This is a genomic window from Paenibacillus sp. FSL H7-0735, assembly GCF_038008505.1.
Lineage (GTDB): Bacteria > Bacillota > Bacilli > Paenibacillales > Paenibacillaceae > Paenibacillus_AQ > Paenibacillus_AQ odorifer.
This window is the reverse complement of record NZ_JBBOZH010000001.1, coordinates 6065062-6091718: the sequence shown is the minus strand read 5'-3', so window position 1 is coordinate 6091718 and position 26657 is coordinate 6065062. Positions and strand designations below refer to the sequence as shown.

At 44.1% G+C, this 26657-nt stretch carries 27 protein-coding genes and 1 riboswitch; of the genes, 20 read left to right on the top strand and 7 right to left on the bottom strand.

The window, feature by feature from the left end:
• Positions 1 to 54: 54 nt before the first annotated feature.
• A complete protein-coding gene (locus tag NSS82_RS27530) occupies positions 55 to 1242 on the bottom strand; it encodes an MFS transporter (RefSeq protein ID WP_038573195.1) in 1188 nt (395 codons plus the stop codon).
• A 270-nt stretch (positions 1243 to 1512) separates the two neighbouring features.
• Between NSS82_RS27530 and NSS82_RS27525 the strand changes: the two genes are divergently transcribed.
• From NSS82_RS27525 to NSS82_RS27465, 13 genes are all read left to right on the top strand, one after another.
• Positions 1513 to 1950: a hypothetical protein gene (locus NSS82_RS27525; protein ID WP_036685280.1), complete on the top strand. Its 438-nt coding sequence runs from the start codon at positions 1513 to 1515 to the stop codon at positions 1948 to 1950.
• Between the two features lie 63 nt (positions 1951 to 2013).
• On the top strand, positions 2014 to 3159 hold the full coding sequence (locus tag NSS82_RS27520; RefSeq protein ID WP_036685274.1) for a transglutaminase domain-containing protein: 1146 nt from the start codon (positions 2014 to 2016) through the stop codon (positions 3157 to 3159).
• A 173-nt stretch (positions 3160 to 3332) separates the two neighbouring features.
• Positions 3333 to 5408, top strand: a complete 2076-nt coding sequence (locus NSS82_RS27515; protein WP_256718528.1) for a peptidoglycan D,D-transpeptidase FtsI family protein — start codon at positions 3333 to 3335, stop codon at positions 5406 to 5408.
• A gap of 31 nt (positions 5409 to 5439) precedes the next feature.
• Positions 5440 to 7545 (top strand): peptidoglycan D,D-transpeptidase FtsI family protein, encoded by a 2106-nt coding sequence (locus NSS82_RS27510; RefSeq protein WP_076272744.1) that lies wholly within the window; start codon positions 5440 to 5442, stop codon positions 7543 to 7545.
• Between the two features lie 76 nt (positions 7546 to 7621).
• On the top strand, positions 7622 to 8389 hold the full coding sequence (locus NSS82_RS27505; protein ID WP_036685270.1) for a Cof-type HAD-IIB family hydrolase: 768 nt from the start codon (positions 7622 to 7624) through the stop codon (positions 8387 to 8389).
• Positions 8390 to 8447: 58 nt separating this feature from the next.
• A complete protein-coding gene (locus tag NSS82_RS27500; RefSeq protein WP_038573189.1) occupies positions 8448 to 8933 on the top strand; it encodes a DUF456 domain-containing protein in 486 nt (161 codons plus the stop codon).
• Between the two features lie 26 nt (positions 8934 to 8959).
• Positions 8960 to 10588 (top strand): putative polysaccharide biosynthesis protein, encoded by a 1629-nt coding sequence (locus NSS82_RS27495; protein WP_038573188.1) that lies wholly within the window; start codon positions 8960 to 8962, stop codon positions 10586 to 10588.
• 78 nt (positions 10589 to 10666) lie between these two features.
• Entirely contained in the window at positions 10667 to 11011 is a 345-nt protein-coding gene (locus NSS82_RS27490) for a thioredoxin family protein (protein WP_036685265.1), read from the top strand.
• Positions 11012 to 11113: 102 nt separating this feature from the next.
• Complete coding sequence (locus tag NSS82_RS27485; RefSeq protein ID WP_038573187.1) at positions 11114 to 12097, top strand: COX15/CtaA family protein; 984 nt, start codon at positions 11114 to 11116, stop codon at positions 12095 to 12097.
• A gap of 156 nt (positions 12098 to 12253) precedes the next feature.
• A complete protein-coding gene (locus NSS82_RS27480; protein ID WP_038573186.1) occupies positions 12254 to 12988 on the top strand; it encodes a Cthe_2314 family HEPN domain-containing protein in 735 nt (244 codons plus the stop codon).
• Between the two features lie 102 nt (positions 12989 to 13090).
• Positions 13091 to 13226: riboswitch (SAM riboswitch) on the top strand.
• 102 nt (positions 13227 to 13328) lie between these two features.
• Positions 13329 to 14345 carry a methionine ABC transporter ATP-binding protein gene (locus NSS82_RS27475; RefSeq protein WP_036685258.1) on the top strand — a complete coding sequence of 339 codons (1017 nt, stop codon included), beginning with the start codon at positions 13329 to 13331 and terminating at the stop codon, positions 14343 to 14345.
• Between the two features lie 29 nt (positions 14346 to 14374).
• Positions 14375 to 15004: a methionine ABC transporter permease gene (locus tag NSS82_RS27470; RefSeq protein WP_370511307.1), complete on the top strand. Its 630-nt coding sequence runs from the start codon at positions 14375 to 14377 to the stop codon at positions 15002 to 15004.
• A gap of 57 nt (positions 15005 to 15061) precedes the next feature.
• Positions 15062 to 15928 (top strand): MetQ/NlpA family ABC transporter substrate-binding protein, encoded by an 867-nt coding sequence (locus NSS82_RS27465; protein WP_036685252.1) that lies wholly within the window; start codon positions 15062 to 15064, stop codon positions 15926 to 15928.
• Positions 15929 to 16086: 158 nt separating this feature from the next.
• On the opposite strand, the gene NSS82_RS27460 is transcribed toward NSS82_RS27465, so the two are convergent.
• The gene (locus NSS82_RS27460) at positions 16087 to 16335 is read right to left on the bottom strand and encodes a NifU family protein (protein WP_036685249.1); all 249 of its coding nucleotides are present in this window, start codon (positions 16333 to 16335) and stop codon (positions 16087 to 16089) included.
• 81 nt (positions 16336 to 16416) lie between these two features.
• Here NSS82_RS27460 and NSS82_RS27455 point away from each other — a divergent pair, with 81 nt between their 5' ends.
• On the top strand, positions 16417 to 16671 hold the full coding sequence (locus tag NSS82_RS27455) for a YuzB family protein (RefSeq protein ID WP_036685247.1): 255 nt from the start codon (positions 16417 to 16419) through the stop codon (positions 16669 to 16671).
• Between the two features lie 410 nt (positions 16672 to 17081).
• Here NSS82_RS27455 and NSS82_RS27450 read toward each other — a convergent pair whose 3' ends face one another.
• Together NSS82_RS27450 and mqnE are read right to left on the bottom strand one after the other, a co-directional pair.
• Complete coding sequence (locus NSS82_RS27450; RefSeq protein WP_038573184.1) at positions 17082 to 18143, bottom strand: NAD(P)/FAD-dependent oxidoreductase; 1062 nt, start codon at positions 18141 to 18143, stop codon at positions 17082 to 17084.
• A 51-nt stretch (positions 18144 to 18194) separates the two neighbouring features.
• A complete protein-coding gene (gene mqnE / locus NSS82_RS27445; protein WP_036685236.1) occupies positions 18195 to 19301 on the bottom strand; it encodes an aminofutalosine synthase MqnE in 1107 nt (368 codons plus the stop codon).
• 458 nt (positions 19302 to 19759) lie between these two features.
• On the opposite strand from mqnE, the gene NSS82_RS27440 reads away from it, so the two are divergent.
• Both NSS82_RS27440 and NSS82_RS27435 read left to right on the top strand, forming a co-directional pair.
• On the top strand, positions 19760 to 20119 hold the full coding sequence (locus tag NSS82_RS27440; protein WP_036685235.1) for a HesB/IscA family protein: 360 nt from the start codon (positions 19760 to 19762) through the stop codon (positions 20117 to 20119).
• Positions 20120 to 20220: 101 nt separating this feature from the next.
• Entirely contained in the window at positions 20221 to 20673 is a 453-nt protein-coding gene (locus NSS82_RS27435) for a GNAT family N-acetyltransferase (RefSeq protein ID WP_036685234.1), read from the top strand.
• Positions 20674 to 21111: 438 nt separating this feature from the next.
• Here NSS82_RS27435 and NSS82_RS27430 read toward each other — a convergent pair whose 3' ends face one another.
• Positions 21112 to 21321, bottom strand: a complete 210-nt coding sequence (locus NSS82_RS27430; protein WP_036685233.1) for a hypothetical protein — start codon at positions 21319 to 21321, stop codon at positions 21112 to 21114.
• Between the two features lie 333 nt (positions 21322 to 21654).
• Between NSS82_RS27430 and NSS82_RS27425 the strand changes: the two genes are divergently transcribed.
• Positions 21655 to 22317, top strand: a complete 663-nt coding sequence (locus NSS82_RS27425) for a YheC/YheD family protein (protein ID WP_036685231.1) — start codon at positions 21655 to 21657, stop codon at positions 22315 to 22317.
• Positions 22318 to 22632: 315 nt separating this feature from the next.
• Positions 22633 to 22776 (top strand): sporulation histidine kinase inhibitor Sda, encoded by a 144-nt coding sequence (locus tag NSS82_RS27420; protein ID WP_036685584.1) that lies wholly within the window; start codon positions 22633 to 22635, stop codon positions 22774 to 22776.
• 132 nt (positions 22777 to 22908) lie between these two features.
• Here the strand turns inward: NSS82_RS27420 and NSS82_RS27415 are convergent, their stop codons facing one another.
• Positions 22909 to 23883, bottom strand: a complete 975-nt coding sequence (locus NSS82_RS27415; RefSeq protein WP_036685581.1) for an NAD(P)/FAD-dependent oxidoreductase — start codon at positions 23881 to 23883, stop codon at positions 22909 to 22911.
• A 331-nt stretch (positions 23884 to 24214) separates the two neighbouring features.
• Between NSS82_RS27415 and NSS82_RS27410 the strand changes: the two genes are divergently transcribed.
• Positions 24215 to 25408: an NAD(P)/FAD-dependent oxidoreductase gene (locus NSS82_RS27410; protein WP_036685230.1), complete on the top strand. Its 1194-nt coding sequence runs from the start codon at positions 24215 to 24217 to the stop codon at positions 25406 to 25408.
• Position 25409: 1 nt separating this feature from the next.
• Positions 25410 to 25688: a hypothetical protein gene (locus NSS82_RS27405; protein WP_076103726.1), complete on the top strand. Its 279-nt coding sequence runs from the start codon at positions 25410 to 25412 to the stop codon at positions 25686 to 25688.
• Positions 25689 to 25753: 65 nt separating this feature from the next.
• Here the strand turns inward: NSS82_RS27405 and hemQ are convergent, their stop codons facing one another.
• Entirely contained in the window at positions 25754 to 26512 is a 759-nt protein-coding gene (hemQ, locus tag NSS82_RS27400) for a hydrogen peroxide-dependent heme synthase (RefSeq protein ID WP_036685226.1), read from the bottom strand.
• Positions 26513 to 26657: the final 145 nt, after the last annotated feature.

Below are 26657 nucleotides of genomic sequence, written 5' to 3'. Positions count from 1 at the left end.
ACTGTTTCTACAGGAAAATCTTCATTCCCCGGGAAATGTCGTAAAAACAATAAATCATGCGGCCCGCCCATTCCATTTGGAAGAGTAGGTGGACAGCTTGGCTGAATTTTTTGGCGGAAGCAGTAATAGTGCAACCATCAGCAATAGAAAGGCAATGAAATAAGGCGAAACAACGTCTCTTAGTTGTCCTGCGGCCACAGGCCCTGCGAATGCACCTAGTGACATGGCTATCGACTGCATGGAGAAGGTGCGTCCCATACGTCCTGGTCCACCTAGACTAATAAAGAGCGAAGCCATTGCAGGAAATAATATTCCTTTGGCTGCACCCAGCATAAAGAGAATAACGGAAGCGGGAATGCTGTGAAGTGAGGCGAGCGCAAAAAAACAAAGGGCCATTCCTAGCAAGGCCACGGCTATTCTTCCTCCTGGGGAAAAGCGGTTCAGGAAGAACAAACTGAGTGTTACCAAAGCCCCTAAGCTAAGGAGCGATAAAAGAATACCTGTGGAAACAATGCTATTACTTCCGGTCTGAGATAGAGGAAGCTCAAAGAACAGAACCCCTTGTGAACAAGAAACGAAAAAAGGCAGCAGATAATAACGTTTGGAAACTGGATTGGGATCGGATATAGGGACCGAAGGAAGATCCTGATTTTTTAAAGGAGGTGCTGCTGAGTTTACAGGGCGTACTAAACGCCGGGCAGGCGCCGGTACACTGAAAAAAGCCATGATTCCTGTAGCGATAAGCAGCCATCCCAATGTGGTGAAGGTGCCGGAATAGCCAGCTTTAGCTACGATAAAGGCACCCGCTGCTGGGGATACCACTGAAGCTAAGGTATGAACGATACCATGTCCGGACATATATTTCCCCTGCTCAGTGGCATCAGATGATAATGAAGCCAGCAAGGTCATGCACGCCGGAGAGAGGAAGGCGAGCGCGAACCCGCTTGCTGCTCGTAGCATCAGCAAATGCCACGGAAGCTGAGCGTGAGCCTGCAGCAATAGAATGGCTCCCGCAGTAACAAGGCTAAAGACGATGTAGCGGCGGCTGCCATTACGATCGACGAGTACGCCTGCGAGCAAATTGCCAGGAAGATGGGTCAACGAATACATGCCCATCATCCAGCCAATAAAGGCGGGTCCCGCACCAAGAGAGATGGCAAAGGGCGTTAGAATAGGATACTGTGCATGTAAATCAAAAAACGCCAGAAAAAGAAACAGGTACAGCCATAGCGCAGTTTTCACAGGGAAACACCTCCGAGAGCCACCTACAATAAAGGTTAATGCAGGAAGGCGTATTTTAAGAAGATCAAATTTAAGCAACTACTTGTACTTTACGTGGGACAGAGAGGGCTTATACCGCTTTTTTAATTCCTGTAAGCAGGTATACCTTTCTCTGGCTGTGGAACCATGAATTATGATGGGCATTCATGTATAATAATTAATATTGGCGTCATGTCTATGGAGGAGATAATCCTTAGGACGAAACTAGGCGATAGGGGTGTTGTGAGGTTGATGGATCCAGAGGTGTGGTCACAGTTTATTAGAGAGAATTGGTTAGTTATTGTTATTGCGCTTGTTCTGTTGTTCGCGGTTGTTAATTTGGTCAAAACGATGTTGAAATGGGCGATTGTCATTATTATCGTTGTAGGTCTATTCATCTATAGTGGTGTGACAATGGACCAAATTGGTAACGCTGTGAATAAGGTGGCAGATGGAACGGTAAGCACGCTGAAGAAGGAAGCACAAGAGGTCATGCTTAAAGAGGCGCAGGATGCGAAGTACACTTCAAATGGTGACGGAACATTTACGATCACAACTCCGAATATTGAAGTGAAAGGTACTACTGGTGAAGATAAGGTAGAGGTTACTTTCCGCGGAGTTAGTCTTGGGAAGTGGAGTATTACTGATACCACACAAACATTTATCGAGGAAGCTCGGAAACATCAATAAACGGCCTCAGTTTAAATCATTATCAAAAACAAGCAAGCGGGCGGCTGAAAGGGGAGATTGGATATGATAAACGGTTGGTTGACTAGTCTGAGTGATGCAAATATCATCTCCATCGCCCTCCTGCTGGTAGTAGTCTTTTCACTATTGCAAGGCTGGAGCAGAGGGTTCTCAAGTGCTACCGGAAGATTATTCGGTCTGCTGGGAACAGGACTGTTTACAATAGCTTCTTTGGTGCTGGCCATTCCTGCTGCGGCGTATCTCAATCCTCATGTTCAGACTTGGGCAGCAGGAATAAGTCTGCCTGATAAACAGCTGACCCAGTGGCAGCAAATTTATTATACGGCTGTATCTGTGCTGGCGGAATCGCCGCTGGTGCGGTTTCTATTGTTGTTATTGCTCTCTTATATCTTAATTCGCATGCTTCTGGGATTGTTGTCTATGCTGCTTCCATTCCACCAGCTACGGCGCACCAAGACATTTAAGGACAGAAAGATTACGCAAGTAAGCCGTATGGGTGGAGCTATCATAGGATTAATTATAGGCTTGACTCGTGGTTTAATTATTGTGCTCGCTCTCTTCATTTGTGTTGGCCTAAATCCAGAAAGTCAATTTAGCCGTTATGTGGAATCTTCTCCGATCTACAGTCAAAGCGCTGCCGCTGTATTTGAACCCTTTGTTGGGGAGACAGTGCAGAAAAAGCTGCCTATTCTGACGAAGACCGTTGCAGCTGAGATGAATGATATTCTGCGCAGAAAATATGAAGTTATCGATCATGACATTCCACAAGATATTGTGGGAGCTGCTGAAGATATTATTGGACAAGCGCAAGGAGACGAGAAGAAAGCCAGACTACTGTATGATTGGGTAGGAACACGAGTAACTTATGATTACGCCAAAGCGGAAAATTATGAAAAAAATAGAATTTGGCATGAACAGACTCCGCAGGATACCTTCGACACACGCATAGGGGTATGTATTGATTATGCCCGTCTTTACGCTGTTATGGCCCGCTCTCAAGGGTTACAGGTGCGCGTTGTAACGGGGCAAGGCTATGATGGTCGAGGCGGGTATGGCGCACATGCCTGGAATGAAGTTTATATAAGTGACCGGCAAGCTTGGATTCCATTGGATCCCACTTGGGCGAGCAGCGGAGATTGGTTTAATCCGAAGGATTTTGACGATACGCATATTAGGGAGAACGCACTCTGAGTGAGGGCGCCGCACTCCTTCCGTGTGGTACAATAAACTCATACCAACTGCTCTAACATAAATGCGAGTGCAATGCTCACAATCAGCTTCTTAGAAATCACCTTCATTATAAGAGCAATGTCGCTGGCTAAGGCAATTCAGACATTATTTTTATATAGAAGGGAAGAAAGCTGGTGAGCTTTGGGAAGCAGCTCCCGCCTGCGGACGGGAAATCTTCGAAACATTCTGTAGGTCTGAGATTGAATCTGTTTTTCTTTGGCACTTTTTTTATTTTTTGTATCATTATTGTGCGTCTTGCAGGTTTGCAGTTTACTGAGGGAGCTTTGCTGACAGAAGAAGAGATTAAACGGGATACGAAGTTTGTTCCGCTGGCAGCCATGCGAGGGATTATTTTTGCTGCCGGGGGTGAGCAGATAGCCTATTCTACACCTGTTGAGTCGCTCTATCTTACCCTAAATAAGGAATATACAGCTAAAACTACCGATAAAGTAACGGGTGAAACCTCACTAACGGAAAAAGCGAAAAATAAGTCTAATGACCTTGCAGCAAGATTAGTAGCGGAGTTTGAGAAATATGGAAGTGCAGATGCCCCCAAGTTAACGCAGCAGGACGTGCTGGATTTACTTGATCTGGACTTTAAAAAGTATCTGGGTTATGTACCGCGTCGTATAAAAGCAGGGCTAACTTCAGAAGAAATAGCTTATTTCATGGAACACAAGGATGAATATCCAGGTATTACCATTGTGGAAGAAAGTGTACGCCACTACGATAAAGATACGGTAGCTGTGCAGACGGTGGGTTTTGGCAAACCTTTTAAATCAACCGAAGACATAGCGATGTACAAAAATATTCGTAGTGCAATGAAAGACAATTCTTCACCGGGACTTATGTATAAAACGGAAGAATATGTAGGATTTGATGGTCTGGAAATGCAGTATCAACGCGAACTGCGCGGAGAAAATGGTTATCAGGTCATTTCGGTCACTCCTCAAAATATGGCGGAGAAGGTAGAACAGACCGTTCCCCCTGTAAAAGGCAATAATATTTGGATGACTATTAATAAGAATGTTCAGATGAAGACTGAACAGGCCATATTGGATCAGATTAAATGGCTGCACACCAATGCTGTTCAAGGCGAAACTCATCCTGATGCTTTAACAGGTTATGCAGTAGCAATGGAAGTAGAGACTGGTAATGTTGTCGCTATGGCGAGTATGCCGGATTACGATTCGAATGTATGGACAAAGGACTCGTTGCCTACATCCGTCTGGAATAAAATTATGAACAATCATCTGAATGGTACTATTACCTCGAATTCTTCCGGGAGATCGGGTCATGATTTTAGCTCTCTTGTATTCATGGGATCGACCATCAAACCGTTAAGTGTATTAATTGGTTTAAATGAAGGGTTTTTTAGCACCTCGAGCACCTATCCAGATGTGGGGATTACCTATTTCGGTAAGGATGATAAATCATCGGTTAGAAATTCATCAGGTCATGTCTATGGAAAACTGTATCCGGCTGATGCTATCAAGCAATCCTCTAACGTATTTATGGTGGATATGGTCGGAAAGCAACTTTATAAGAAATACCTGGGAGATAAAGGCGTAGAGGTTTGGGACCAATATATGAAAAAGTTCGGACTGGGTGTGTCAACACAAAGTGGTCTTCCCGGTGAATCACCAGGTCAGATTAACTATACGGATTTCAAGGCTGCAGGGAGCTCGCAGGCCGCGCTCGTCTACGCATCTTTTGGCCAGCAAGGCAGTTATACTACATTACAGCTTGCCCAGTATGCTACTACACTTGCAAATGAAGGTGTGCGAATTAAACCACAGCTTGTAAGTAAGATTACGGATGCGCAAGGTAAGGTGGTTAAGGAATTTAAAAAAGAAGTGCTTAATAAAGTAACCTTTGATAAATCGTTCTGGAGAGAAATCAAACAGGGAATGAGCAGTAAAGTTAGTGCTTTTGACGATTTTCCTTATGATTTTGCCCGTAAGACAGGAACCTCTGAAAAAACGGATAGAAAAAATATAAACCGTGATAACGGGGTTTTTATTGCCTTTGCTCCACGTGAGAATCCGAAACTGGCTGTAGCGGTTGTGATTCCGGAGGGCGGCTTTGGCTCCAATAGTGCAGCTCCGGTTGCCCGTAAGATTTTTGATGCTTATGATTGGGAATATGGGCTGGATGGGCTTCCAAAGAAGAATATTCCCCCTGTGGCAGATCCCGTTCAAGAACAATAAGCTTAAATTAGAGAAAAAGGAGAGAAAAACTGTGAGTTTTTTCCGTAAGCAGGCCTCACCTCCTGACGAGACCAGCAGCAAAAGTTCCATTGGCCTGCGACTCAACGTGTTTTTCTTTAGCACGTTCGTTATATTTTGCGTAATCATCATACGGCTAGCTGTCCTGCAGTTCGTGGAAGGTCCAACTTTAACTGAGGTAGAGACGAGTAGAGATACTAAAAATGTACCGTTAGCTTCCATGAGAGGGGTTATATACGCTGCAGGCGGTGAGAAGCTAGCTTATTCCACACCTGTTCAATCGCTGTATATCACGCTCAATAAAGAGTATACGGCTAAGGAAACAGATAAAGTCACCGGTAAAACAACGCTGACCCCAGAGGCTAAGGCCAAGTCTGATGCCTTGGCAGCCAAGCTGGTAGCTGATTTCAATAAATATGGTAATCCAAATGCAGAGAAGATGACGGAGAAAGATGTACTTGATGCGCTGGATTTATATTTTCGTAAATCACTTGGCTTTATGGCACGGCGAATTAAGGCTGATCTGACTACTGAAGAAGTAGCTTATTTCATGGAGCATAAAGGAGAATATCCGGGGCTTGAGATTGTCGAGGAGAGCATTCGTCATTATGATAAAGATACGGTTGCTGTACAGACGATTGGTTATATCAAACCCTTCAAATCCGCGAACAGTCTTAATATTTATAAAAACATTCTTAGTGCTATGAAAAACAATCCGGAGCCAGGGCTAACGTATAAGGATGACGAATTTGTTGGATTCGATGGGCTGGAGCTGAAATATCAGCGTGAGCTTCGCGGGCAAAACGGCTATCAGGAAATTTCCGTCAATCCACAGAATATGGCGGAGAAAATTGAGCGTGTCGTTCCGCCTGTCAAAGGAAATGACATCTGGACAACAATTAATAAGAACGTTCAGATGAAGACAGAACAGGCGATAACAGATCAGCTCAAATGGTTGCACTCTAATACCGTACAAGGCAGAACGCATCCGAATGCTTTAACGGGATATGCAGTAGCGATGGAAGTGGATACTGGTAATATTGTCGCTATGGCGAGTATGCCTGACTATGATACGAATGTTTGGACATCAGGTTCTTTGTCTTCAGATGTCTGGAACAGTATTATGGATAATTATCAGAACGGTACGATCACTCCTATTTCTTCGGGAACCTCAGGGAACGGACTAAGATCTGTACTGCTTCTAGGTTCAACGATTAAACCTTTGAGTGTACTCGTGGGCCTGAATGAAGGGTTGTTTTCAACTTCTTCTTATTATCAGGATAGAGGTTTTGCGACTTTTGGTAAGTCTGGGCATGAAACGAAGGTAAGAAACTCTTCTAACCACGTATATGGTTCTTTGGATCCTGCTAGAGCCATTGAGAAATCCTCGAATGCATTTATGGTCGATATGGTCGGTAAAAGATTGTATGACAAATATAAAAGCAAAGGGATAGACATCTGGGATGTCTATATGAAAGAGTTCGGCCTTGGTGTATCTACGGGAATTGACCTGCCTAATGAATTCTTGGGTCAAAGAAACTATACCAATATAGAAGCTGCTGGTAGTGCGCAGTCCGCACTGGTCTATGCCTCTTTCGGACAACAAGGAAGTTATACAGTAATGCAGCTTGCACAGTATGTTACTACACTTGCTAATGAAGGACAGCGGATTAAACCTCAACTGGTTAGCAAGATTACTGATGCAGATGGAAATATAATCAAAGAATTTAAACGTGAGGTGCTTGATGAAGTAACAAACTTCGATAAGTCCTACTGGAATGAAATTAAGCAGGGGATGCGAAGTGAAGTTAGTGCTTTTTCTGATTTCCCTTATGACTTTGCCCGTAAGACGGGAACCTCTCAGCAAGTAGCTAAGGGTGAAATTCGCGATAATGGGGTATTTATTGCATATGCTCCACGTAATAATCCTAAGTTGGCTGTGGCGGTTGTAATCCCTGAAGGTGGCTTTGGTTCACAAAGTGCGGCACCAGTCGCACGTAAAATATTTGATGCCTATGATTGGGAATATGGGCTTGATGGAGTTCCAAAGAAAAGTCTCCAGTCTGGCAATAATACTAATGATAATGCGAAGGAGGGAGAGACTACAGGTACCGAGTAACTCTGACCCTATGGCTAAGATTTAAAAAAATAAACAGCTTCTCAATAGAGAGCATACAAGAATGGAGGGGTGGCAAATGATTGCCAAATACCGCCTGCTTGCATTGGATATGGATGGAACCCTACTGAATGATGAACAGATAATTACACCCACAACGGTGGAATGGATTCAAAAGGCGGTCAACGCAGGCGTTCATGTCTGTCTGTCGACAGGCCGGGCATTTGTAAGTGCCTTACCCTATGCAGAGCAGCTAGGTTTAGAGACACCGATGATCACTGTGAACGGCAGTGAGGTGTGGAGAGCGCCACATGAAATATACCGGAGATCGCTAATGGATCCCAAGCTGGTACAAGAAATGTATGATCTTGCAAAAGCAGATGACATCTGGTTCTGGGCTTATTCTCTGGACGAAGTTCTCAAACAGGATAACTGGGATGGGGATGTAACGGGTAGAGAATGGCTTAAGTTCGGTTATCACACTGAAGATGATGAGCTTCGCCATAAGCTGTTGCTTCGTCTTCAAGATATGGGTGGACTGGAGATTACGAACTCTTCTCCGCACAATCTGGAGATTAATCCTCTAGGCGTGAATAAGGCAGCAGGAATAAAGGAAGTCTGCAAGCTGCTGGGAATAGAAATGTCACAAGTTGTAGCTGTGGGCGACAGCCTTAACGATCTGGCGGCGATCCAGCAGGCTGGACTTGGGGTTGCCATGGGCAACGCGCAAAAGACGGTTAAACAAGAGGCTGATGTTGTGGTGGCGACCAATAATCAAGACGGGATTGCCGAGGTCATCCAAAAGTATATCTTTACCGAAGCTGCAGCCTCTGTAGGCAGCAAATAATAAAAGCAGTACTGCGAAGTGAATCCATGGAGCATTATGCTAGTAGGAGGTTAAGGAATTGACGATCCTGGGTTGGATTCTTATCATTGTTTTGTTTGCTGTAGGATTGGCAGGGGCTGTGTATCCCATACTGCCGGGTGCGTTAGCGATCTATCTTGCCTTTTTTGTATACGGCTGGTTCTTTTCTTTTGAGCCCTTTGGGGTTTGGTTCTGGATTATTCAAACACTGATTGTTGTAGTTCTTTTTGTTGCTGATTATGTTGTAGGAGCGTGGGGTGTCAAAAAATTTGGCGGCTCACGTTCATCGATTATCGGGAGCACGATCGGGCTGATCTTGGGACCTTTTGTTATCCCGGCTTTTGGTCTTATCATTGGGCCATTTCTAGGGGCTTTTATTGGAGAATTGATCGTGGGATCTTCACCTTCTAAAGCTGCTAAGGTAAGTGTTGGCTCCATACTCGGCTTATTTAGCAGCACCTTGGTCAAAATCGTGTTGCAGGTAATTATGGTCGTCCTCTTTTTTATATGGGTCGCCCGGTTTTAATTTAACAGTGAAGAAGGGGAAAGAGTTTGTCCAAGAAAGAGTCTTTTGTTAAAGGCACGCTTATCCTTGCTGCTGCAGCTTTGGTGGCAAGGGTACTCGGGCTTGTCCAGCGGGTGCCGCTGGACCATATCTTTGACGGTGTGGGGAGAGCATCGTTCGGAGTTTCTAACAATATCTATTTAATGCTTCTAACCGTAGCCACCGCTGGGATTCCAAGTACACTCAGCAAAATGGTCTCTGAACGATACGCCTTGAATCGTCCTGAAGAGGCGAGACAAGTGTATCATGCTGCACTGCTGTTTTCAGTGGCTGCAGGGGTGTTTATGACTGTCTTGCTGTACATAGGGGCTCCATTTTATGCAACTCATATTGCTGATGTCCCTGAATCGGCGATGGCGATAAAAGCTATTGCGCCTGCGCTGCTGCTTTTTCCGGCAATAGCGATGATGCGTGGATATTTTCAAGGCCGCAACAATATGATGGCAGGTGGGATTTCTCAGATCGTGGAGCAATTCGCTCGCGTACTGACCGCTATTTTGCTGGCTTATATTTTATTACATCAAGGTTATAGCAACACTACAATTGCTGCGGGAGCATCCTTTGGTAGCGTGATCGGTAGTATCGCGGCGTTTGGCGTAATGATTTATTTTGCAGTCAAACTTCGCCGTGAGGACAAGCAATTAGGATTGAATTATGATACTGCTCAAAAATTACCGATTTGGGGTATCTACAAGGATATTTTTACACTGTCTATTCCCATTGTGCTGTCTTCCCTTACGATTCCGGTTGTGAATGTAATTGACACTTCTCTTACGGTACGATTATTGATTGATCAGATAGGTAGGGATAGTGCCACTTCAGCGCTAGGTATTTTATCCAATCGTGCTCAGAGTGTAGCGGGCATTCCACCTGTTCTAGCTATCGCACTTGGAACTTCATTGATTCCGATCATTTCGGCTGCCTATGCCCGCCGTGATGAGGGGCATTTGAAAAAGCAGATAACGCTTGCTCTGCGGATTTCTATTTTGACAGGGATGCCGATTGTATTGGCGCTTGTAGCAGCTGCTTATTCTGTAAATGGATTATTGTTCGCCAGTTTAGATGGCAGTGGTATCGTAGCCATGCTTACTTTAGGAACGATCTTTCAGATTACGATGATGACAACGAACTCTATTTTGTTAGGTATGGGCAAATCGCGAATTTCCATGTATTATGTGTTAGCGGGTATTATTGTAAAATTAGTGGCAAGCTTATTACTTAGTAAGGTATTTGGCATCTACGGAATCATCGGTGCAACAGCACTTTGTTTCGTGGTCATTACTTTGCTTAACTTACGCATGCTGAAATCGATCGTGCCTTTTGAAATTATGGGCAAACGTTGGGGCGGTTTCGCGATTGCGGTACTTGTGTCCGGCGGGATTGGTTATGGCTTGAATGAGGCTGGGATTCTGTTAACAGATCTGATGCCGGCACGTTTGGCGTTTCTGATCACTTGTCTTGTTGTAGGAGCAGCAGTTGTTGTTATTTATCTAGTACTGCTTATTGTGCTGGGCGTGCTGACTAAACAGGAAATCTCCAGTTATCCGCGGGCGCTGCAAAAATTATTGAATCCGCTGATGAAGTTACAGCCTGCACGTGTTCGTATGAGAGAATAGGTTTGACTTCTACCCTGCATTTTGCTTCACTTAAAGAGTAGAAAATAGACAGATATTGAAGAAGGGACTGAGTAAATCATGGACAAAATTAGTTCTCCTGCTGAATTTCAGGTAGCCATTCAATCACCTCGATTAACAGTGGCCATCTTCAAGGCTGACTGGTGCTCGGATTGCAAATTTATCGATCCTTTTATCCCAGAGGTAGAGCAGGCTTATGCAGACCGCCTTACACTGGTTGAGGTAGATGTTGATGCCGTGGGCGATGTTAGCCAAGAACAAAATATTATGGGTATTCCAAGCTTCGTCGCATATTCGGATGGACGGGAATTGGTTAGATTCGTTAATAAATTGCGCAAATCCCGTGAAGAGATTGAAAATTTCCTTGATAAAGCGGTCCAAGTGCATCAAAGCCTTCAAAAGTAATTCCTAAGGAACCACCGCTTTCGCCTGTTTGTGCAAAAGCGGTGGTTTTTTGAAATATAAGTCTGGCTGCTTCTTCATTACTAAAAACTGCGGGTGATATTTTTGACGACAAATCAGTTGAAATGGCTTAGTTATCTTACTTGCCTTATCATGTTCCTCGCTGTACTCGGAGGAGCGGTAGTGACGAAGACTGGATCGGGCTTGGAATGCGGAAATGAATGGCCGCTCTGTCATGGGAAATTAATTCCGGCTTATACTATAGGCTCGATGATTGAATACACCCATCGCTTGTTTAGCGGTTTGGCAGGGTTATTCTCACTTGCCTCGATGTTTGCTTTTTGGCGTTATGCCCGTACTCGGCGCGATTTGCTGGGCTATGCATTTATGACTTTATTATTCGTCATCGTTCAAGGTGGTATGGGAGCGCTTGCAGTAATTAAATCCCAATCTGCTGCTGTAATGGCGCTGCATATGGGTTTTTCTTTGATCGCCTTTTCGAGCGCTATGATGTTGGCTCTTGGAACCAAGAGATGGCATGAATCGCGCGAATATGATCATACGTTGGAGGCTCAAAAGAAACCCGTAAGTAAGGCTTTTCGCAATTTAACTTGTCTTACTGCCATCTATTCTTATATTGTCGTGTATATTGGAGCCTTTGTAAGTCATACGGATTCACAGGGCGGGTGTTCGGGTTGGCCGCTTTGTAATGGAGAATGGGTTCCGGAGCTTTCCGGAGGTGTAGGTGTTGTTTTTACGCATCGGATTGCGGCTTTGCTCTTATTCATGCTTACTGCGCTGCTTGGGCATTTAGCATTTTGGAAACATAAGGATTATCCAGAGCTTAGAGCGCTAGGTGTAGCTGCAGTGCTGTTATGCTTGATGCAGGTGTTTAGTGGGGCGGCTGTGGTTTACACCCTAGATAATGAAAGATTGTACATATTTGCCGCTTTGGCTCATATTTTGCTGATTGCCAGTTTGTTTGGTGTCTTATGTTATATGAGTGTAAGAGTCTGGCAGCTAAATCGTGCGGGTAGTGTCGTGTCTGGAAAAAATGTAACGAACCCAATGATTCCACCGCCTTGGTAGAACATTCCCTCCGTGGATAGAGGCGCTTCACCCGCGGAATAATAAAGTGGAAATCCGGTATATCGTGGAGCTGATTGGCCGATGCTTACGTCGCGAGTTTTGTACGAAGCAGTCCATGGAAGCAGACGCTGAACAAAACTTTAGGAGGACTGGGATATGCTGCGGGTATTACTTGGAGAGCCGCCTCGAAAGAACAGTGGTGTGTTGGCTGATGCGATGGAGAATATGGCCACTTTTGCAGCATTGCTGCGCAAGGAAATGAGTGCCCATGAGGATAATGACCATGAATACCGCAAGCTGGAGATTTGGACACGTGGACTGATTTCCTCTCTGGATGAACTGGAGCAAAGTTGGTTCGCGGCCGCTTTTTACCGGAAATTAGTGATCGCGGGTTATATGGATGATATGACACCGGTGGAACAGGGCGATTATGCACGTTATGTTTATTTTTATAAAGATGGCTTTATCCGGGTTTTCTCTCTTCTGGACAAGCTTGGGACGGTACTGAATCATTTTTATGATCTCAAAACATCCAAATTAAAAACGCACTTTTCTTACTTTACAGTGCTGCGTCAGCTTCAATTATTGAATGTGCATCCTGCATTAGCGGATCAACTGGAACAGATCAAGAACTCCTACCGCGATCCATTGGAGAATTTACGCAAGCGCAGAAATGCTGAAATTCATTATATGAATTCTGAAATGCAGGATGATCTGTGGCAGCGGCATCAAGGTCTGCATGATAAAATTCAGCTCGAGGATCTGGATAGCCATCTTGAGGATTTAAAACAATCGCTCGAAATGAACTGTAAGACATTAATCGCGGCATTCAGCTACAGCAATGAACAGCTGCGTAAGGAAATAAGCAGGGCAAAGAGCATAAAATCGTAATCGTTCAATATATTTCCTTTTGACAAAAATCGATAAACTCACTATACTTATGCTTGCATTAAAGTATGTACGATTTCAGAAAAAATATAATTTCATAACTTTATCTTATCGAGAGCGGCGGAGGGATAGGCCCGATGAAGCCCGGCAACCGATTTGTATCCAGCGCGGGAAGCGTTGTACAAATGTCATGGTGCTAATTCCTACAATGGCGCAGGTTGCGGTCGTTGGCAGATGAGAAGGCATTGTCTTAATAAACCCACAGAGCCTCTTGCGATCTGCATCGATCGTTGGAGGTTTTTTTGTATAGAATAAGTGAAATATAAAGGGGGGGCGACGAGAGTTGATTAATCTAAAAGGGATAACAAAGGTTTATGGAAAAGGGAGTAATGCGGCAACAGCGCTTTCTGGATTGAATCTGTCCATCGAGAAAGGTGAAATATTCGGAGTCATCGGCCACTCTGGAGCGGGGAAAAGTACATTGATCCGTTGCATTAATCTGTTGGAACGTCCGACAGAAGGTGAGGTCTGGGTAGACGGTGTTGAACTAACTAGCCTTAACCAAGGTCAATTACAGGAACAGCGGCGCAAGATTGGGATGATTTTTCAACATTTCAATTTGCTTTCTTCGGCGACTGTGTATGATAATATTGCCTTTCCACTGCGACTTGCAGGTACATCTAGAACAGCTATTGATACAAAAGTGAAAGATCTGCTCGCTCTAGTTGGGCTTGAAGAACATACAGATAAGTATCCTTCTCAGTTATCTGGAGGACAAAAGCAGCGGGTCGGCATCGCCCGGGCACTAGCCAGTGACCCTGATGTGCTGTTGTGTGACGAGGCCACTTCTGCGCTTGATCCCCAGACAACGGATTCCATTCTTAAGCTGCTGCTTGATATTAATAAAAGATTCCATTTGACCATTGTGCTGATCACGCATGAAATGCATGTAATCCAGAGCATCTGCGACCGTGTCGCGGTCATACATGGTGGTGGGATTGTTGAACAAGGCAAAGTTACAGAGGTATTTCTCAAGCCGCAGCATGAGGTTACACGCGATTTCATCCGCAGTGAGACACAGAATGAAGGGCCTCTTCGAGTGGCGCTTGATGCTGCTGCCGGGGATAACTCTCAAGCTGTCAAAATTACTTTTTTCGGAGAAAAAACTTACGGCTCGGCACTATCCGATGTCGTGCGTGATACGGGTGTGAGCTTTGCAATCTTACATGGTACCATCTCAACGATTAAAGATGTGCCTTATGGACAGATGATTGTGCGGTTTGAAGGGCCAGCTGAGGCAATTGCTGTAACGATCTCCAGACTAATTGCTCAAGGCCTTGATGTGGAGGTGATTTCGTAATGAATTTTGCAGATCTAAATTGGCAAGAAATGATGGATGCTACGGTTGCTACTATAAAAATGATATTTTTTTCAGGATTGTTCACAATTATTCTTGGTTTACCACTCGGAATTCTATTGTATTTATGGGGGAAATCGAATAGTATAGTAATCAGAGTAACTTACTCGGTCTTATCATTACTTGTAAATATCCTACGTTCCGTACCCTTTATCATTTTGATGGTGGCTCTAATTCCTTTCAGCAAAGCCGTTGTTGGAACCTCCATTGGTGTACTCGGTACGATTCCACCTCTGGTGATTGGTGCAGCTCCGTTTTTTGCCCGCTTGGTAGAGACGTCGTTAAGAGAGGTAGACCGCGGAGTCATCGAAGCCGCACAAGGTATGGGAGCATCGACGAATCAAATCGTTATGCGTGTTCTTTTGCCAGAAGCTCGTCCAGGTCTGCTAGCTGGAGTTACGATCACACTGGTTACACTGGTTTCCTATACAGCAATGGCTGGTATGGTTGGGGGCGGCGGATTAGGTGACTTGGCGATTCGTTACGGCTACCACCGCTATGAGACGGAGATTATGATTATTTCTATAATATTTATTGTCGTACTGGTGCAATTGCTACAAATGGCCGGTGACCGGCTCGTAAAACATTACACACGGAAATAAGGTACATCCATATATATCCTTATTCAATACAAAATATAGATTAGAGGGGGATTTACAATGAAAAAAGTACTACTTACATTTTTTAGCCTGACACTGGTTGCGGTGCTTGCGGCTTGCGGTAACAACAATGCATCTAATAATGCTGGGAGCTCGGCTGCTACAACAGCACCAAACGCAGAAGCAACAAGTGAACCTACTAAAGATCCTGTGAAACTGGTTATTGGTGCCTCACCTGTGCCTCATGCTGAAATTTTGAAGGCTATTGCTCCATTGCTTGAAAAAGATGGAATTACACTTGAAATTAAAGAATTTACTGACTATATTCAACCTAACGTGCAGCTTGATGAGAAGGAGTTAGACGCTAACTTTTTCCAACACCAACCGTATCTGGATGACCAAAACAAAAATAATAAAACAGATCTGGTCTCCGTTGCATCCGTTCACGTTGAGCCTTTTGGAGCTTATTCCAAAAAAATCAAATCGATCGATGAGTTGGCTGATGGTGCAAAAGTTGCCATTCCGAACGATGCTACTAACGGTGGCCGTGCACTAATCCTACTTGCGAAAAATGGTCTGATTACCTTGAAAGATGATACAAACATTGCTGCAACGAAAGCAGATATCACTGAAAACAAGAAAAACCTCGACATCATTGAGTTGGAAGCAGCAATGCTCCCACGTCAACTGGATGAGGTAGACCTTGCTTTGATCAACACGAACTTTGCACTAGACGCTGGTCTTGTGCCAACTAAAGATGCACTGTTCATCGAGGGTGTAGATTCCCCTTATGCTAACATTTTGGTAACCCGTCAAGACAATAAAGATTCCGAAGCCATCAAAAAGCTGGTTGCTGCCCTGAATTCTCCAGAAGCTAAAGCTTTCATTGAAGAAAAGTACGAAGGTGCGATCATTCCAGCGTTTTAAGGAATTAAGTTAAATTCATCTATAGTCATAACAAGAACCCGCAGCCAAGTTGGCTTGCGGGTTTTATGTTCTAAGGTTGTGAGAGAATGTTAAATCCTCTATAATAAGAAAATCCCGATCTCCTTTACAGGAGGATCGGGAGGGTTATTGAACGGGATTTAGAATACTTGAACTACTTCTTCAACGCCTTCTACTTCTTCAAGGAGGGCGCGTTCAATCCCGGCTTTCAAGGTGATCGTGGAGCTTGGGCAGCTGCCGCAGGCACCCATAAGTTTCAACTTAACGATGCCGTCTTCCACATCGACCAGTTCTACGTCACCGCCATCGCGCTGCAGGAACGGACGAAGCTTATCCAGCACTTCTAGTACTTCATCATACATCTCGGTGCTTTGTGCATTCTCACTCATTTCTCAATCACTCCTTTCGTAAGTTCATTATAGTACAAAAAGTTAAAAAATAAAATGGTTAGGCGGAATAGGGAGATCATCATGAGACCAATTATTGAATTTTGTTCCAGCAACATGGGTCACGGAACAGACAAGCTAATGCATAAGCTGGAGGAAAATCCGGATTATGATGTCATTGAATACGGATGTCTGAACAATTGTGGAGAGTGTTATTTAATGCCTTTCGCCATGGTTGAAGGTGACATTATTGCAGCAGACACTGTTGCAGAGCTAGAAGAGAAAATTGAGGCCAAGATCAAAGAGCTTGAGGCTTGGTTTAATATAGATCTTGACTAAATTTCTCGAGAAAAAAAGAGGGAGCACTCCATAATCTAAATTATGGAGTGCTCCCTCTTTTTGGAACCTTACTTGAACAAAATCCACCAATTTGATCGATTAGGCAACATATTGGAGAGTGCAGGTGCTATCGTGAAGGTGCCACCGGACTCAGGCGACCTTATATTGAGTGTTTTCCTACATTTGGATTGCTATCGGACCCCATAGTCACTATTCACCTGAAAAGCAGCATAAATGAACCTCATTATAAGCAATAACTTCACTGGAGTCCGAAACTCTCCTCCAAAGGCTAAAAATTTGCGAATAAGGATATCTGAGTCCGTAGGGTATACGCACCAATAACGTAAGAAAGCTACTCTCGTGTTTATCTGAGAGTAGCTTCGTTGAATACTTATGAACCAATCTTAGGCTTATCCTAAAGTGCGTTTCGACATCCAGAGCACTCCGCTCTTGAGGATGCGGGGAACCCGTCCTTTGACGGAGCGTTGTCCCATAAGTCCGAATCCTGCTTTTTTGCCTAGTGACCCTAAAGTACCCTTCAGGCGAATAGGATGAAGCTTAGGAGTCTCACCGCGCCAGGTGGCTTGAATAACCTGAGCTACCTGCTCACCCTGTGCTCCAGCGGCTTGTGCGCTTGGTGCGAATGGCAGACTGGCACAGTCACCAATCACATATACCTCAGGATAATCCGGTATACGATAATACTCATCCAGCATAATCCGTCCACCGCGGTCCTTCGACACATTCAAATCTTGAACTACTTTTACAGGTTGAATCCCTGCGGTCCATACTGTTACATCTGAAAGGATTTCCTCGGTACCGTTAAAAATCGAATCCTTCTCTACATGAGATACAGAGATTCGTCCCAGCGTTTGCACCTGATGGTGATGAAACCATTCCTCTACGTACTGTGACAGCTTTGCCGGAAAGGCAGATAAAACACGTTCACCGCGGTCCAGAATAGCGATGTTAAGATCTGGACGGCTCTCCCGAAGCTCTGCGGCTAATTCAACACCGCTTAATCCTCCACCTACGATGTTTATCGTTCCGTAAGGCTTCACATCATTTAAACGGCGGTAGGTTTCCCGAGTACCAGCAAAGGTCTGGATGCTGCAGGTATATTGATCAGCACCAGGGATGTTGTGGTAATTGTCGGTACAGCCAAGAGCAATGGCTAGGAGATCATAAGATACAATCTCACCGGATTCCATACTGACTATTTTGCTCTCCAAATCAATGGAATTCACTTCACCGTACCGGACAGTAAGCCGGGGGTGAACCGGAAAATGAATGCGCAGGTGATAATCAGTTACGGTACCTGCGGCGAGCGCATAATATTCCGTTTTGATTCCTTGATAAGGCATTCGGTCAATTAAGATAATTTCAACATCATGAGGAAGATGATTATTGAGTAATTCTTGAATTAAGGCTAGGCCGCCGTAGCCACCGCCAAGAACGAGTATTGTTCTCATGCTGACCGAACTTCCTTTCCAATATGGGATAACAAATCTCAGGTAGTCTTCTTATTCGTATACCTTAACCTCATTATAGAAAGTGTCACGTTCGACAGGAATTCGTCCAGCACCTTTCACTAGCCAGATCAATTCGTCGCGAGTCAGACCTTCCGGTGTTAAGGCGCCAGCCGCGTGGCTGATCCGTTCTTTTAGAATTGTGCCATGCACGTCTGATGCACCGAAGTTCAGCGCAACTTGAGTAAGCTGAGGGCCAATGTTAATGAAGTACGCTTTGATGTGATCGAAATTGTCCAACATCAATCTGCTGATCGCAATGGTCTTCAGATCCTCATAAGCAGAGTTGCGGCGCATGATGCCAGCGTTTTTATTCTTAGGCTGCATGGACAATGGAATGAATACCATAAAGCCATTGGTTTCGTCCTGCAAATCACGGATTTGCATCATATGGCGGATACGGTCTTCGTGAGATTCAATGGAGCCGTACAGCATAGTGGTATGGGTCTTCATCCCAAGCTGATGTGCTGTCCGATGGACTTCCAGATATTCTTCCACATTAGCTTTGTCTACACGCATTTTTTTACGATATTGGTCGGATAATATCTCTGCGCCACCACCGGTGAGTGTTTTAAGTCCAGCAGCACGCAATTGTTCCAGTACCTCACGAATACTCAAACCGCTAATACGGGTAAAGAAATCAATCTCAGCGGCAGTGTAGGCTTTTAAGGTAACCTCAGGGAAACGTTCGTTCAAAGCCTTTAAAGAATCCACATAATATTGGAAGGGAACCTTGTCGTTATGGCCACCAACAATGTGGAATTCGCGTACGCCTGGGTGGATATGTTGTTCGACATATTGCACCATTTCCTGACCGGAAAGGGTATAGGCTCCCTCTTCTCCATCATCTTTGCGGAAATTGCAGAATGCACAGTGCGATTCGCAAACATTGGTGAAATATAGACTCATGTTTTCGATAAAATATACCCGGTTGTGATTCTTGGCGATATTGACTTCATTCGCTAGCTGGCCAATGGTAAGTAAATCGTTGCTTTGATATAAATAAACGCCATCTTCCAAATTCAATCTTTCGCCGCTGCGAACCTTATCAATAATGTTCGCCATTCGGGCATCCGTGTGGGGGGTAAAAAGAGTAGACATATTATGATTTCCTCCTGAAAGTTTACGAGCAGATTGCTCGAAGATAAATTCCAGACGTACCCAAGTGGTAGCTGTTCATTCTAAAAAAGAAAGAGGCGAGCTTGCCTCCGTGACAAATTTCCGAATTTTTACTTAGAGTGCCTTCCCTATTATAAACCTACTCTCCTAAGGGTATCAACAGCTTGATATTGATGGTGTTTTTTGCTGTGAAGGGTCATGCCTAAGGCAGTTGTGACTTGAGGGTAACGGAATAGTCGGTTATACTGAATTTATCAAGCATAAACGTCATTGGCATCCTTATAAAGGTGATAAGCGTTTGAGCGAGAAATATAAGACATAAAGAATAGGTGCAACACTTATACTTTCTTATATTTTTAAGAAATAACTTTTGGCCGGAAGGCCCCTTAAACATAAGTTTCCGCTTATGAAGTGAGACGAATTTGTAGGAGGATGAGATCATGATTAATATTAGTGAAAAGGCAGCAGAACAATTAAAGGCGATGCTTGCTGAACAAGAAGTACCGAACATGTTCCTCCGTATTGGAGTAACGCCCGGCGGTTGCAGTGGATTCTCGTACGCTATGGGCTTTGATGATAATGAAACCGATCAGGACGTATATATGGACATTCAAGACATGAAAGTGGTTGTGGAGAAGGAGAACCTTCGTTACCTGGATGGTCTCGAAATCGACTTTGAAGAATCCGGCATGACGGGTGGCTTCACCATCAACAACCCTAATGCTACTGCAACCTGTGGCTGCGGCTCAAGCTTCCGTACAGCTACGGATGCAGGGAAACCTAACGAAGAGCCTTGCTAATAGCAGCTATCACGGCTCCAAGCCCCGTGTTGGATTCTAACAACACAGGCTTGGAGTTTTTTTTATTCTCAATGACAAAAATCATCACAAGGAGTTCGGAAATGGAAATCAGAAAATTAAAAGCTGGTGAACAGCCTCCATTAGAATTACTTCTATTAGCAGATCCTTCGGAGAGCTTAGTTAACGGATATTTACGAAGAGGGTTATGTTGTGTGGCTGAGGTAGATAACAGCATCATCGGAGTCTACGTTGTGCTGCAGACAAGACCGGAGACTGTAGAGATTGTTAATATCGCCGTCGACGAAAATAAACACGGGCAAGGTATAGGAAAACAGCTGCTGAACCATGCGATTCAGAATGCCAAGCTGCTTGGGGCAAAAACCATTGAAATTGGCACAGGAAATTCGAGCGTTGGACAATTGGCACTTTATCAGAAATGCGGATTCAGAATCACCGGAATTGATAGAGACTTTTTTATTAGGCATTACAGCGAAGAGATCTTTGAAAATGGGATTCAAGTCATAGATATGATACGCCTGTCGCTAGATTTATGAGTAAAAGGGGAGTTTCTCAGAAGCCATTTAATGTGCGCTGGGGTAGCTCTTTATTCTTTTACATAGGAAGCAAACCATGTATCGCGAACCTTGTATCGGACACAGATGACCCTAAACGCCGCATTTCCCCATATTTGTGGTGCCAACGGACCGCATTGCCGCTATTGCTATGAAAATCAGTAAATATGAAGCTCTTTTTAAGCAATAGTGTCACTGGAGTCCGAAACCACGCCTAAAAGGTTGAAAATCTGCAAATAACGTCATATGGGTCCGAAATGCTCATGGGTTAAAGACGCTGTTGAAGCAGATAGCTATTGTTTAAAAACACAGAGCAGCGATTCTCCACATAACTGGAGAATCGCTGCTCTGTTGTTTTTTTGCGATGGTCGGACCGTCTGTTCATAGAAATAAGCTGCTTATAGGCAGTCCCTGCGTACATTAGGCTGGAATAATAAACTTGTAATTAATCATAAATACGATGAGCGCTGCAGCTCCAAGGGAGAAGGCGATACAGCCCGTACCCAGTGCTCTGCGTTTGTCTTTAATAAATTTAAAGCCGATGGCGCAGATCAGTATAGTCGTTCCAGCCAATACAATGGACATCCCAAGCATAGCCACCCAATATAAAACCTCAAAAAACTGTGCCATTCTGAGCCCTCCCCGCGCTGTGCTTTTTAGTGATTCTGTTAGTACTCACTATAATAGTAGAAATTGAAAATGTAACCGCTATTAATAATACAACGATTTTGAAGATTATTCTAGTTATAGTGAACTCATCCATTAAGATAATGATGTCGAATTTCTTGAGAACTGAATCTACAAAATCCGCGGTTGTACCCTGTCGCTGTCGACTGATGCTGTGCTAAACACTAAGCCCTTTTTGCTAAGAGCGGCATCTTACACGGACAATCATACAAGAGGGCGAGACCTTCTCTGAGTAATGTATAGGGTAGGCTGGATTGTGAAGGGAGGGAAAGGACGATGGCAGGAAGACAATTGGCCAGTAAGTGGCTGAAGACAGAGGCGTTGCTGACCGATGCTCGGGTTGCACCCTATATCCCAATGACAAGGGGGTACAGGGCAGAAACGCTCCTGGCAATGCTTCGTAAATATGGAAATGTTGTCATTAAACCTATTGTGGGTGGCGGAGGTTACGGTGTAATCAAAGTTTTTCGGGATAGTCGCGGTTATGGATTCACCTATATGGACAGAACTCGAATTTACAAGGATTTTGGATCCATGAGACGTGCGCTTAATACTGTGAAAGCAAGACGCAGATATTTGATTCAACAAGGGATTTCCCTGGCGAGAATCGGCGGGCGGCCTATTGATTATCGGGTCAAAGTAGTTAAAAATGGTGATGTTTGGGAATTTCGCTCCATGGTAGGTAGATTGGCTCGGCCAGGTCTGTTCGTGACCAATCTTTGTAAAGGGGGAACGATGCTATCATGTCGTGAAGGACTTCGTAGATCGTTGCCGCGGATTAAAGCTTCAGCGAAGAAAGCAGAAATGCGGAGACTAACCCATGTATGTATCGGAATTATGGAACGGCATTTTCCGGGAATAGGTGAGCTGGGCTTTGATTATGCTGTAGATTATTCAGGGAAAATATGGATTCTGGAGGTTAATACAAGACCTCAATAAATTAACAATTATTTTAAGAATTGACGATAATAGAGTAGTAAGATAAAATTGCGTTTAGTTGCGTTCTTTTGGGGTAAATAACATTGTAATTTATTTACAATAAAAATATATTTTTAGCTGTATACAAGTGGTTCAATCCTGTGTATAACTATTATCCCCATAGTCCACTGTGTAGCTAGTACCTTTATAACGCTTACACACATTTTATACACAGGATTTCCACATGTACTTGTGGATAACGCGAACGCTTGTTCGAAAAATGATAGTTTGATATGATAGATTCAGATCCAAATAAAGGAAAGGTAGATGAAGTTTATGGTTGAATTGTCGGATGAGATGCTGCTTGACTCTTACCATAGAGCAATAGAGCTGCAACTAGAGCATGATTTCATCGCTCTTCTACTCGTTGAAATTCGCAAACGAAACTTACACTCTCCAGTACATGCGGTTCTTCATTAAAAAGCGCAAAGGATAACTTTGTAGCAGGCTACATATATAAAACCGCGAGGCACAAACAAACATAAAAGGGTATCCTCACAGGCTGTTATCAACAGGCCTGTAAGAATACCCTTTTTTATTGTGTTAATAGATTTAGAGTTTCATATTACTGCTGTGACCCGGTGAAAGCTTGGCTTCTGGATCAATGTACACCTTAGCATTATTCACAGCCGTTGGAGCTTCGCCAAATCCTACAGCAATCAGCTTCAGCTTACCAGGATAAGTTGTGATATCGCCGGCAGCAAATATGCCTGGAATACTTGTTTCCATACGCGAGTCAACAACAATGGAGTTCCCCTCAATCTCAATACCCCATTCGGCAATAGGACCTAGGGAAGAGATGAATCCGAAGTTAACAATAACGCTGTCCACTTCAATTTCTTGAGTTTCTTTGGTCTTGATATTTGACAATGTAACCTTAGTAATGAACTCTTCACCATGCAGCTCTGTAATTTCAGTAGGGGTAACTACGTTAACCTTGGAAGCCATCAGGTTCTCAACGCTATGTTCATGCGCACGGAATTTATCCCGGCGGTGAATCAGGGTTACCTGTTCAGCGATGGGTTCCAGCATGAGTGCCCAGTCAACTGCTGAGTCACCGCCACCGCTGATCAGAACTTTTTTATCTTTAAAGGCATTTAGATCATTTACAAAATAATGGAGGTTTGCTTTTTCAAAACGTCCAGCGTTGGGTAATTCCAAACGACGAGGTTCAAATGCACCTACACCAGCTGTAATGATGATCGCCTTACTGTGGTATTCGGCTACATCGGTTGTAACCACAAAATGACGTTCGTCCCGTTTTTGAACAGAAATCACTTTCTCCTCCAGCCGGATATTGGATTGGAACATATCCATTTGCCGAGACAGGTTGTCGACCAATTCTTGTGCTGTTACTTTTGGAAAACCTGCCACATCATAAATGTATTTTTCTGGATAAAGGGCAGCAAGTTGTCCCCCCAATTGGGGCATACTTTCAATAAGGGTTACTGATGCCTGACGCATTCCGCCGTAAAATGCGGCAAACATGCCAGCTGGCCCGCCACCTATGATTAAAAGGTCGCTCATAGGAACGCTGGATTGCTCTTGGGTCACGGGATATTACACCTCCGAGTTGATATATTCATTTTGCCATACTTGTGTACCTACTTATTATAATCATTGTGACACACACCTGCAAAGAAAGACTTTAGAAGTCAATAAAAGTGTGACGTTTTTTAGTATTTTAATGTTTGATTAATGCTACACTAAGGTTTACAATGGATATGGTCAATTTAGAAATGCTTCAAGTTTGATTGGAATTTCTTCTAAATATAAGTGTATAAATTCACAAAAAGGACCGTACATTGTTTCAATAAAAAATACAAAGACAGATTTACCTCTTGGAAGGAGCCGGAACATGAGTAGTATTCCCAAAATCGTTATCTTAGGCGCGGGCTATGGGGGTATTTTGACCGCACAGCGCTTGCAGAAGGCTTTGAATTATAATGAAGCGGATGTCACGCTTGTAAACCGTCACGAGTACCACTATTTTACTACCCATCTACATATGCCTGCCGCGGGTACGGACAGTATTGAACACACTCGGGTGTCCATTTCGAAACTAATCGATGAATTCAAGATCGACCTCGTGAAGTCATCTGTTCAGGAAATTCGTACTCAGCAGAAAAAGATTATTTTGGAGGATGGTACCCTATCGTACGATTATCTTGTCATTGCTTTAGGTGGAGAGCCTGAAACATTTGGTATTCCTGGACTTGATAAATACGCACTGACAATCCGGAGCATCAATTCCGTTCGTTTAATTCGCGAGCATATTGAATATCAATTCGCTAAGTACAAGAACGAGAACAATGCTCAGGAGCATATTAATTTTGTTGTCGGTGGTGCCGGCTTTAGCGGTATCGAATTTGTAGCTGAATTAGCTGACCGTATCCCTGGACTGTGTAAAGAATATGACGTTGATCCAAGTATGGTTAATATATATAACGTAGAGGCTGCTCCGACAGCACTCCCTGGTTTTGCTCCTGAGCTTGTTGAGTATGCGATGGACTTGCTCACCAAAAAGGGAGTTACCTTCAAGATGGGGGTTGCGATCAAGGAGTGTCTGCCAAACGGGGTGATTCTGGCATCAGGCGAAGAAATCAAAGCCTCCACAATTATTTGGACAGGCGGAATCCGTGGCAATCGTCTTATTGAGGCTGCCGGATTTGAAGCTATGCGTGGGCGCGTGAAGGTAGATGAATATCTACGTGCACCGGGTCAAGAGAATATCTTCATTATTGGTGATGGCTCCCTTATGATTAATCCGGAAGGACGCCCTTACCCGCCAACCGCTCAAATTGCTATGCAGCAGGGTGAATGCTGTGCGCATAATTTGGTGGCAGCAATCCGCAATCAACAGCCGAAGAAATTCGCATTCAGCAATAAAGGAACCGTAGCTTCCCTAGGCAAAGGCCAAGGAATCGCTGTAGTAGGCAGCAAAACTTACAAGGGCTGGACTGCCGCTCAGTTGAAAAAAGTTGTAGATATGCGCTACTTGTTCATTATCGGCGGAATTCCGCTGGTTCTGAAAAAAGGAAGATTCTTATAAGATGCGCCATTGCAGCGTACAGGTACGCGGACTGCTGACTCGTGAAGAATTGGACCGTTATAACGGACTGATAGAGGTTGGATCTTATCTGGAGGATCAGAACCAGTATGATCTGGCTTATATCGTTCAGAAGGAAATTGATCTGCTCATTCTCCCTGGTATCGAACGCCTGAAGGATAAAGGGCGCGCTCGGGATCGGGCCACGGCTGAATATCTGGAAAGTTTACGTGAAGATGAAGAGGATAACGAAGATGAGGATTCAGGAACTTCGGTGTCTTAATCTAATAATATGGTAATAAAAAGGGTGTGTCTCCATACGAACTGGAGACACACCCTTTTTTGTTATTACAGCTTGAGCATTTCTTCAAAAGATTCTTCAGTCAGCAGATTGCCGACATAAAAAGGTCCGAATTCGCCGTAACGAGCACTTACTTCGTCAAAACGCATTTCGTATACCAGCTTTTTGAATTGCAGTGCATCTTCAGCGAACAGAGTCACGCCCCATTCCCAGTCATCAAAACCGACGGAGCCGGTGATAATTTGCTTCACTTTGCCTGCATATGAACGTCCAATTAACCCGTGTGAAGCCATGAGTTCCCGGCGTTTGTCCATATCAAGCATGTACCAGTTATCGGCAAGCTCGCGTTTTTTGTTCATAGGATAGAAACAGATGTGTTTCGCTTGCGGTAAAATAGGTTTTAGCCGTGCGGCAACATGCGGATTCTGCATTGGATCGCTGCCGTCGCTGCCACTGCCACCAGCAGCGTAGTTGCTTAATTCAACAATACTTACATATGAATAAGCTTTGGTTGTATATTGAGCAAAAGCGATTTTGTTAAAGGCGGTCTCAAGTTGGTTCAAAGCTTCTAGGCTTTCGCGCAAAAACATCATTACAAAATCGGCCTTTTGGCCCACTATGGAGTATACTGCGGTGCTGCCTTCTTTAGCTTCCTCAACAGGGCTCCATTCCTGCATAAAAGCATGTAGTTCTTCCAGGGCAACGGCACGTTCTTCATCATCTGCTGCCGTCCAAGCGGTCCAGTTCAGAGAGCGGAAGTCATGCAGTGCATACCAGCCTTCCAGTGTCAAAGCGGCTTCGATCATGATCTCACTCCTTAAAAGTTTTACGAAGCATAAGCCTCGTTGAAATAACATCGCGTAAAACTTGCTCCCAAAGCACGCTTAGTTTTACGAAGCATAAGCCTCGCCCAAAATAACATCGCGTAAAACTCGCAATTGAAGCATAAAC

Bases quoted from the DNA above. Each gene is read 5' to 3' on its own strand.
- NSS82_RS27430 (WP_036685233.1), bottom strand. From the start codon at position 21,321: ATGGCACAGTTTTTTGAGGTTTTATATTGGGTGGCTATGCTTGGGATG.
- hemQ (WP_036685226.1), bottom strand. From the start codon at position 26,512: ATGATCGAAGCCGCTTTGACACTGGAAGGCTGGTATGCACTGCATGAC.
- NSS82_RS27435 (WP_036685234.1), top strand. From the start codon at position 20,221: ATGGAAATCAGAAAATTAAAAGCTGGTGAACAGCCTCCATTAGAATTA.
- NSS82_RS27450 (WP_038573184.1), bottom strand. From the start codon at position 18,143: ATGAGAACAATACTCGTTCTTGGCGGTGGCTACGGCGGCCTAGCCTTA.
- NSS82_RS27505 (WP_036685270.1), top strand. From the start codon at position 7,622: ATGATTGCCAAATACCGCCTGCTTGCATTGGATATGGATGGAACCCTA.
- NSS82_RS27460 (WP_036685249.1), bottom strand. From the start codon at position 16,335: ATGAGTGAGAATGCACAAAGCACCGAGATGTATGATGAAGTACTAGAA.
- NSS82_RS27455 (WP_036685247.1), top strand. From the start codon at position 16,417: ATGAGACCAATTATTGAATTTTGTTCCAGCAACATGGGTCACGGAACA.
- NSS82_RS27465 (WP_036685252.1), top strand. From the start codon at position 15,062: ATGAAAAAAGTACTACTTACATTTTTTAGCCTGACACTGGTTGCGGTG.
- mqnE (WP_036685236.1), bottom strand. From the start codon at position 19,301: ATGTCTACTCTTTTTACCCCCCACACGGATGCCCGAATGGCGAACATT.
- NSS82_RS27490 (WP_036685265.1), top strand. From the start codon at position 10,667: ATGGACAAAATTAGTTCTCCTGCTGAATTTCAGGTAGCCATTCAATCA.
- NSS82_RS27420 (WP_036685584.1), top strand. From the start codon at position 22,633: ATGGTTGAATTGTCGGATGAGATGCTGCTTGACTCTTACCATAGAGCA.
- NSS82_RS27415 (WP_036685581.1), bottom strand. From the start codon at position 23,883: ATGAGCGACCTTTTAATCATAGGTGGCGGGCCAGCTGGCATGTTTGCC.
- NSS82_RS27525 (WP_036685280.1), top strand. From the start codon at position 1,513: ATGGATCCAGAGGTGTGGTCACAGTTTATTAGAGAGAATTGGTTAGTT.
- NSS82_RS27470 (WP_370511307.1), top strand. From the start codon at position 14,375: ATGATGGATGCTACGGTTGCTACTATAAAAATGATATTTTTTTCAGGA.
- NSS82_RS27410 (WP_036685230.1), top strand. From the start codon at position 24,215: ATGAGTAGTATTCCCAAAATCGTTATCTTAGGCGCGGGCTATGGGGGT.
- NSS82_RS27480 (WP_038573186.1), top strand. From the start codon at position 12,254: ATGCTGCGGGTATTACTTGGAGAGCCGCCTCGAAAGAACAGTGGTGTG.
- NSS82_RS27440 (WP_036685235.1), top strand. From the start codon at position 19,760: ATGATTAATATTAGTGAAAAGGCAGCAGAACAATTAAAGGCGATGCTT.
- NSS82_RS27405 (WP_076103726.1), top strand. From the start codon at position 25,410: ATGCGCCATTGCAGCGTACAGGTACGCGGACTGCTGACTCGTGAAGAA.
- NSS82_RS27520 (WP_036685274.1), top strand. From the start codon at position 2,014: ATGATAAACGGTTGGTTGACTAGTCTGAGTGATGCAAATATCATCTCC.
- NSS82_RS27425 (WP_036685231.1), top strand. From the start codon at position 21,655: ATGGCAGGAAGACAATTGGCCAGTAAGTGGCTGAAGACAGAGGCGTTG.